The 5737-nt window shown below is 71.4% G+C and carries 4 protein-coding genes; all 4 read right to left on the bottom strand.

All coding sequences use genetic code 11. The features are described from left to right. Positions 1-420, bottom strand: a 420-nt coding sequence (locus tag ACWGKQ_RS46330) for a sarcosine oxidase subunit delta (RefSeq protein ID WP_453298119.1), incomplete at its 3' end; no start/stop codon positions are given. A gap of 11 nt (positions 421-431) precedes the next feature. Next, positions 432-1664: a sarcosine oxidase subunit beta family protein gene (locus tag ACWGKQ_RS46335; RefSeq protein WP_453298120.1), complete on the bottom strand. Its 1233-nt coding sequence runs from the start codon at positions 1662-1664 to the stop codon at positions 432-434. Next, positions 1661-2944, bottom strand: coding sequence for a serine hydroxymethyltransferase (gene glyA / locus ACWGKQ_RS46340; protein WP_453298121.1), 1284 nt, complete (start codon positions 2942-2944; stop codon positions 1661-1663). The genes ACWGKQ_RS46335 and glyA overlap by 4 nt, the downstream gene beginning before the upstream one ends. Before the next feature lie 114 nt (positions 2945-3058). Then, positions 3059-5497 (bottom strand): GcvT family protein, encoded by a 2439-nt coding sequence (locus tag ACWGKQ_RS46345; protein WP_453298122.1) that lies wholly within the window; start codon positions 5495-5497, stop codon positions 3059-3061. Positions 5498-5737: the final 240 nt, after the last annotated feature.

The raw sequence follows: 5737 nt of genomic DNA on the forward strand, positions 1-5737 counted from the left end.
GGTGGGGGCGCGGAGAGTAGGGTCGCCCCCGCCGCCCCTACCCGTCCCGTCCTGAAGGGGCGTTGCCCCTTCGACCCCGCCGGGGGCTGCGCCCCCGGACCCCGCTTCGGCCTGAACGGCCTCGTCCTCAAACGCCGGACGGGCTGGGAGAGCCGGACGCGGCTCGCCCGCCCGGTACACCGTCAGGATCTCGTTCGTCGACGTGTCGCGGACCGCGTTGAACCATCTGCGGCAGCCTGCCGCGTGGCTCCAGCGCTCCGCGAACGGGCCCTTGGGGTTGTCCCGGAAGAACAGGAACCGCGCCCACTCCTCGTCGGTGAGGGCGGCCGGGTCCTCGGGGTAGGGGACGTGGGCCTGGCCGCCGTAGTGGAACTCGGTCTCGTCGCGGGGCCCGCACCAGGGGCAGGGGATGAGCAGCATGGTTGGGCTCCCTAGTGGGCCACCGCGGCCGCGCCGTGCTCGTCGACGAGCGCGCCGGTGGTGAAACGGTCGAGCGAGAAGGGGGCGTTGAGCGGGTGGGGGGTGTCGTGGGCGATGGTGTGGGCGTAGACCCAGCCGACCCCCGGGGTGGCCTTGAAACCGCCCGTTCCCCAGCCGCAGTTGAGGTAGAGGTTGTCCACCGGGGTGAGGCCGACGATCGGTGAGGCGTCGGGGCTGACGTCGACGATGCCGCCCCAGGTGCGCAGCACGTGGGCGCGGGCGAAGACCGGGAAGAGTTCGAGGGCCGCCGCCATCTGCTCCTCGATGATGTGGAACGCGCCGCGCTGGGTGTAGGAGTTGTACGCGTCGATGCCGGCGCCCATCACCAGCTCGCCCTTGTGCGCCTGGCTGACGTAGACGTGCACCGCGTTGGACATGACGACGGTGGGGTGGACGGGCTCCAGGAGTTCGGAGACGAGGGCCTGGAGCGGGTGGCTCTGGAGGGGGAGGTCGATGCCCGCCATGGCGGCCAGGACCGAGGTGTGGCCGGCCGAGCACAGGGCCACCTTGCCGGCCGCGATCGGGCCGCGGGTCGTCCGGACGCCGACGACCCGGCCGTCCACCACGTCCAGCCCGGTGACCTCGCAGTTCTGGATGATGTCGACGCCTGCCGCGTCCGCGGAGCGGGCGAAGCCCCAGGCCACGTAGTCGTGCTTGGCGATGCCCCCGCGAGGCTGGTAGGTGCCGCCCAGGACCGGGTAGCGCACGTCGGGTGAGGTGTTGACGATCGGGCAGACCTCCTTGACCCCGTCCGCGTCGAGCCACTCGGCGTCGACGCCGTTGAGGCGGTTGGCCTCGACCCGGCGGACGCTGTCGCGGACGTCCTGGAGGCTGTGGGCGAGGTTCAGGACACCGCGCTGGGAGAAGAGGATCGGGTAGTCGAGTTCCTCCTCCAGGCCCTCCCAGAGTCTCAGCGCGTGTTCGTAGATGCCCGCGCTCTCGTCCCACAGGTAGTTGGAGCGGATGATCGTGGTGTTGCGGGCCATGTTGCCGCCGGCGAGCCAGCCCTTCTCCAGGACGGCCACGTTGGTGATGCCGTGGTTCCTGGCCAGGTAGTGGGCGGTGGCGAGGCCGTGTCCGCCGCCGCCGACGATGACGACGTCGTACGACCGCCTGGGCTCGGGCGTGCGCCAGAGGAACTCCGGGTGGTCGGGGAGGTCGGCGCCGGGGGTGCGGGGGCTCATCGGGCGTCTCCGTCGTGCGAGAGGTGGGGGTAGAGCGGGTGCTTGGCCGCGAGTGTCTGCGTGCGGGCGCGCAGGGCGGCGATGTCCGGCTCGGGCTGGAGGGCGAGCGCGATGACGTCCGCGACCTCGGCGAAGTCCTCCGCCGTGAAGCCCCGGGTGGCCAGGGCGGGGGTGCCGATGCGCAGGCCGGAGGTGACCATGGGCGGACGCGGGTCGAAGGGGACGGCGTTGCGGTTGACGGTGATGCCGATCTCGTGGAGGAGGTCCTCCGCCTGCCGGCCGTCCAGGGGCGAGTTGCGCAGGTCGACCAGGACGAGGTGGACGTCCGTGCCGCCGGTCAGCACCTTCACGCCGGCCGCGGCCGCGTCGGGCCGGGTCAGGCGCTCGGCGAGGATGCGGGCGCCGGCCAGGGTGCGGGCCTGGCGCTCGGCGAACCCGGGTGACGCGGCGACCTTGAAGGAGACGGCCTTCGCCGCGATGACGTGCTCCAGCGGACCGCCCTGCATGCCGGGGAACACCGCCGAGTTGATCCGCTTGGCGAGGTCGGCGTCGTTGGTGAGGATGACTCCGCCGCGGGGTCCGCCGAGGGTCTTGTGCGTGGTCGTGGTGACCACGTGGGCGTGCGGGACCGGGCTCGGGTGCAGCCCGGCCGCCACCAGGCCCGCGAAGTGCGCCATGTCGACCATGAGCAGGGCACCGACCTCGTCGGCGATCCGCCGGAAGGCCGCGAAGTCCAGCTGCCTCGGGTACGCCGACCAGCCCGCGATGATCATCTTGGGCCGGTGTTCCTTGGCGAGCCGCTCCACCTCTTCCAGGTCCACGAGGTTGTCGGTCTCGGACACGTGGTACGGCACGACGTCGAGCATCTTGCCGCTGTAGTTGAGGCGCATGCCGTGGGTGAGGTGGCCGCCGTGCGCGAGGTCGAGGCCGAGGATCGTGTCGCCGGGCTTCAACAGGGCGAAGAAGACGGCGGTGTTGGCCTGGGCGCCCGAGTGCGGCTGGACGTTGGCGAAGCCGGCCCCGAAGAGGGACTTGACGCGCTCGATGGCCAACCGCTCCGTGACGTCGACGTGTTCGCAGCCGCCGTAGTAACGGCGCCCGGGGTAGCCCTCGGCGTACTTGTTCGTCGCGACCGAACCCTGCGCCTCCATCACGGCGACGGGCGCGAAGTTCTCGGAGGCGATCATCTCCAGGGTGGACTGCTGCCGGTCCAGCTCGGCACGGAGCGCGGCATGGACCTCGGGGTCGAGCTCGGCCAGGGGCGTGTTCAACGCGTTCATACGGGTTCCGCGATCCTTTCAACGACCTTGGCGAGGCGCCCCGTAGGGGGCGCGGGGAACTGCGCGACCAGCCACAACGAGCCCGCAGCCGAACAACGACGCCACCGCGATCCGTCACCCACGGAGCCGACTCATCCCCGGGTCGAACAACGGCTCCTCGGCCACCACCGCCTCCACGCGCTGGTCGAAGTACCCGATCTGCACCCCGGTCCCGGGCACCGCCAGCTCCGCCGGCAGCCACGCGTAAGCGATCCCCTTGCCGATCGTGTAGCCGTACGCCGCGCTGGTCACGTAGCCGACGGCACGCTCACCGTCGTACACCGGCTCCTTGCCCATCACGACGGCCCGCGGGTCCTCGATCGTGAGGCAGCTCAGCCGGCGCCGCACCTCGCCCTTGCGCCGCTCCAGCGCCGCCTTCCCGACGAAGTCGCCCTTGTCGGGCTTGACGGCGAAGCCGACGCCGGCCTCGTAGGGGTCGTGCTCGTAGGTCATGTCGGTGCCGAAGGAGCGGTAGCCCTTCTCCAGGCGGAGGCTGTTGAAGGCACCGCGGCCGGCGATGATCCCGCCGAGCGGCTCGGCCGCCTGCCAGAGGGTGTCCCAGAGTTTCTGGCCCTGGTCGGCGGTGGTGTACAGCTCCCAGCCGAGTTCGCCGACGTACGACAGCCGCATCGCGGTGACCGGCACCGAGCCGATGTAGGCGCGTTTGGCGCGGAAGTACTTGAGGCCGTCGTTGGAGAAGTCCTCGTCGGTGAGCGGCTGGAGGACCTCGCGTGCAAGGGGGCCCCACAGGCCGATGCAGCAGGTGCCGGGGGTGATGTCGCGGACCTGGACCCTGCCGTCGGCCGGGAGGTGCCGGCTGAACCAGTCGAGGTCGAGGTTGCCGTTGGCGCCGACCTGGAAGAGGTCGCGGGCGAGGCGGGCGACGGTGACGTCGCTGCGGATGCCGCCGTCGTGGTCGAGGAGCAGGGTGTAGGTCACCGAGCCGACGGACTTGGCGACCTTGCCGGTGACCAGGCCCTCCAGGAAGTCCGCGGCCCCGGGGCCGCTGACCTCCAGGCGCTTGAGGGCGGTCATGTCGTACATCGCGACGGTCTCGCGGGTGACCTGTGCCTCGGCGCCGACGATCGGCGACCAGTAGCGGGCGGCCCAGTCGTTGGGGGTGGCGATCGAACGGCCTTCGAGCAGGCCGGCGTTCGCCTCGTACCACTGCGGGCGCTCCCAGCCGTTCGCCTCCAGGAAGAACGCGCCGTGTTCCTGCTGGCGGGCGTGGAAGGGGCTGGTGCGGATCGGGCGCGGTTTCCCGGACGGCTGGAGGGGGTGGAGGATGTCGTAGACCTCGACGAAGTTCTGGCAGTCGCGGGCCAGGACGTACTCCGGGGCGAGCTGGTGCGGTTCGAAGCGGTTGACGTCGCACTCGTGCAGGTCGAAGGACGAGCAGTGGCCGTCGACCAGCCATTCGGCGACCGCGCGGCCGACGCCCGCGGAGTGGGTGACCCAGACGGCCTCGGCGACCCAGAAGCCCTTGACGTCCGGGGACTCGCCGAGGAGCGGGTAGCCGTCGGTGGTGAAGGAGAAAAGGCCGTTGATGCCCTCCTCGATCTTGGCCTCGCGGGTCGCGGGGAGGAGGGACCGGGTCTCGGTCCAGGCGTCCTCGAAGTCCTCCTCGGTGAACTTCAGGACGGAGGGCATCTGGTCGGCCTCGTCCACGGAGAGGATGTCGTCGGCGGAGACCGGCATCGGGCGGTGGCCGTAGTAGCCGATGCCGAGGGTGTCGAAGCGGTCGCGGTAGTAGAGGTCGGCGTCCTGGTGGCGCAGGATCGGGCGGACCGCCTCCTCGGTCTGGCCGGCCAGGGCGGGGACCGGGCCGGTCCAGGCGAGCTGGTGGGCGAGCGGTGTGAGCGGGAGGTTCATGCCGACCATGCGGGCGATCTTCGGCCCCCAGATGCCGGCGCAGCAGACGACGATGTCGGCGGGGATCTCGCCCTGGTCGGTCAGCACGGAGGTGACCCGGCCCTCGCTCTGCCGGACGTCGAGGACCTCGTGGCGGGCGAGGAAGCGGACGCCGCGCTCGGTGGCCCGGCGGATCTGGGCCTCGACGGCGAGGACGGCCTTGGCGAGGCCGTCGGTGGGGACGAGCAGGCCGCCGAGGACCCGGTCGCGGTTGACCAGCGGGTGCTGTGCCACGCACTCGTCGGGGGTCAGCAGGCGCGCTTCGATGCCCCAGGCGGTGATCCAGCCGTGCCGGCGGTGGAGTTCGGCCAGGCGCTCGGGGGTGGTGGCCACTTCGAGGCCGCCGACCTGGAGGAAGCAGGGCTTGCCGTCGACGTCGAGGGAGCAGAGCTTCTCGACGGTGTAGCGGGCCAGCTCCGTCATGGTCTTCGAGGGGTTCGTCTGGAAGACCAGGCCGGGGGCGTGTGAAGAGGAGCCCCCGGTGGCCGGGAGGGGGCCCTGGTCGACCACGGTCACCTCGGTCCAGCCGCGCGCGGAGATCTCGTCCGCGAGGGCCGCTCCCACGACGCCCGCTCCGATGATGACCACTCGGGGTCCCGCCATCGCCCAACCTCCGAACTTGAGACCGGTGCAGTTGCTTCGTACGCAACGTGATTCAGGCTGCGCAACTCAATGTGCCCGCCCGTGAGGAGGGGTGTCAAGGGGGTGGCGACCCGGCGGAACAGCCCGCGGAACAGGCCGGAGAGCGGTTACGGCGACAGCCCCTGCGGCGGCCGGAAAACGGCAACGCCCGGCGGGGGGGGGGGCCACCCGCGCCCCCCCCCCCCCGGGTGGCCGCACAAA

It is taken from the genome of Streptomyces sp. NPDC054770 (assembly GCF_053611985.1).

What these genes read in the sequence shown, in the direction of transcription:
- ACWGKQ_RS46335 (WP_453298120.1), bottom strand. Translation starts at nt 1,664, where the DNA reads ATGAGCCCCCGCACCCCCGGCGCCGACCTCCCCGACCACCCGGAGTTC.
- ACWGKQ_RS46345 (WP_453298122.1), bottom strand. Translation starts at nt 5,497, where the DNA reads ATGGCGGGACCCCGAGTGGTCATCATCGGAGCGGGCGTCGTGGGAGCG.
- glyA (WP_453298121.1), bottom strand. Translation starts at nt 2,944, where the DNA reads ATGAACGCGTTGAACACGCCCCTGGCCGAGCTCGACCCCGAGGTCCAT.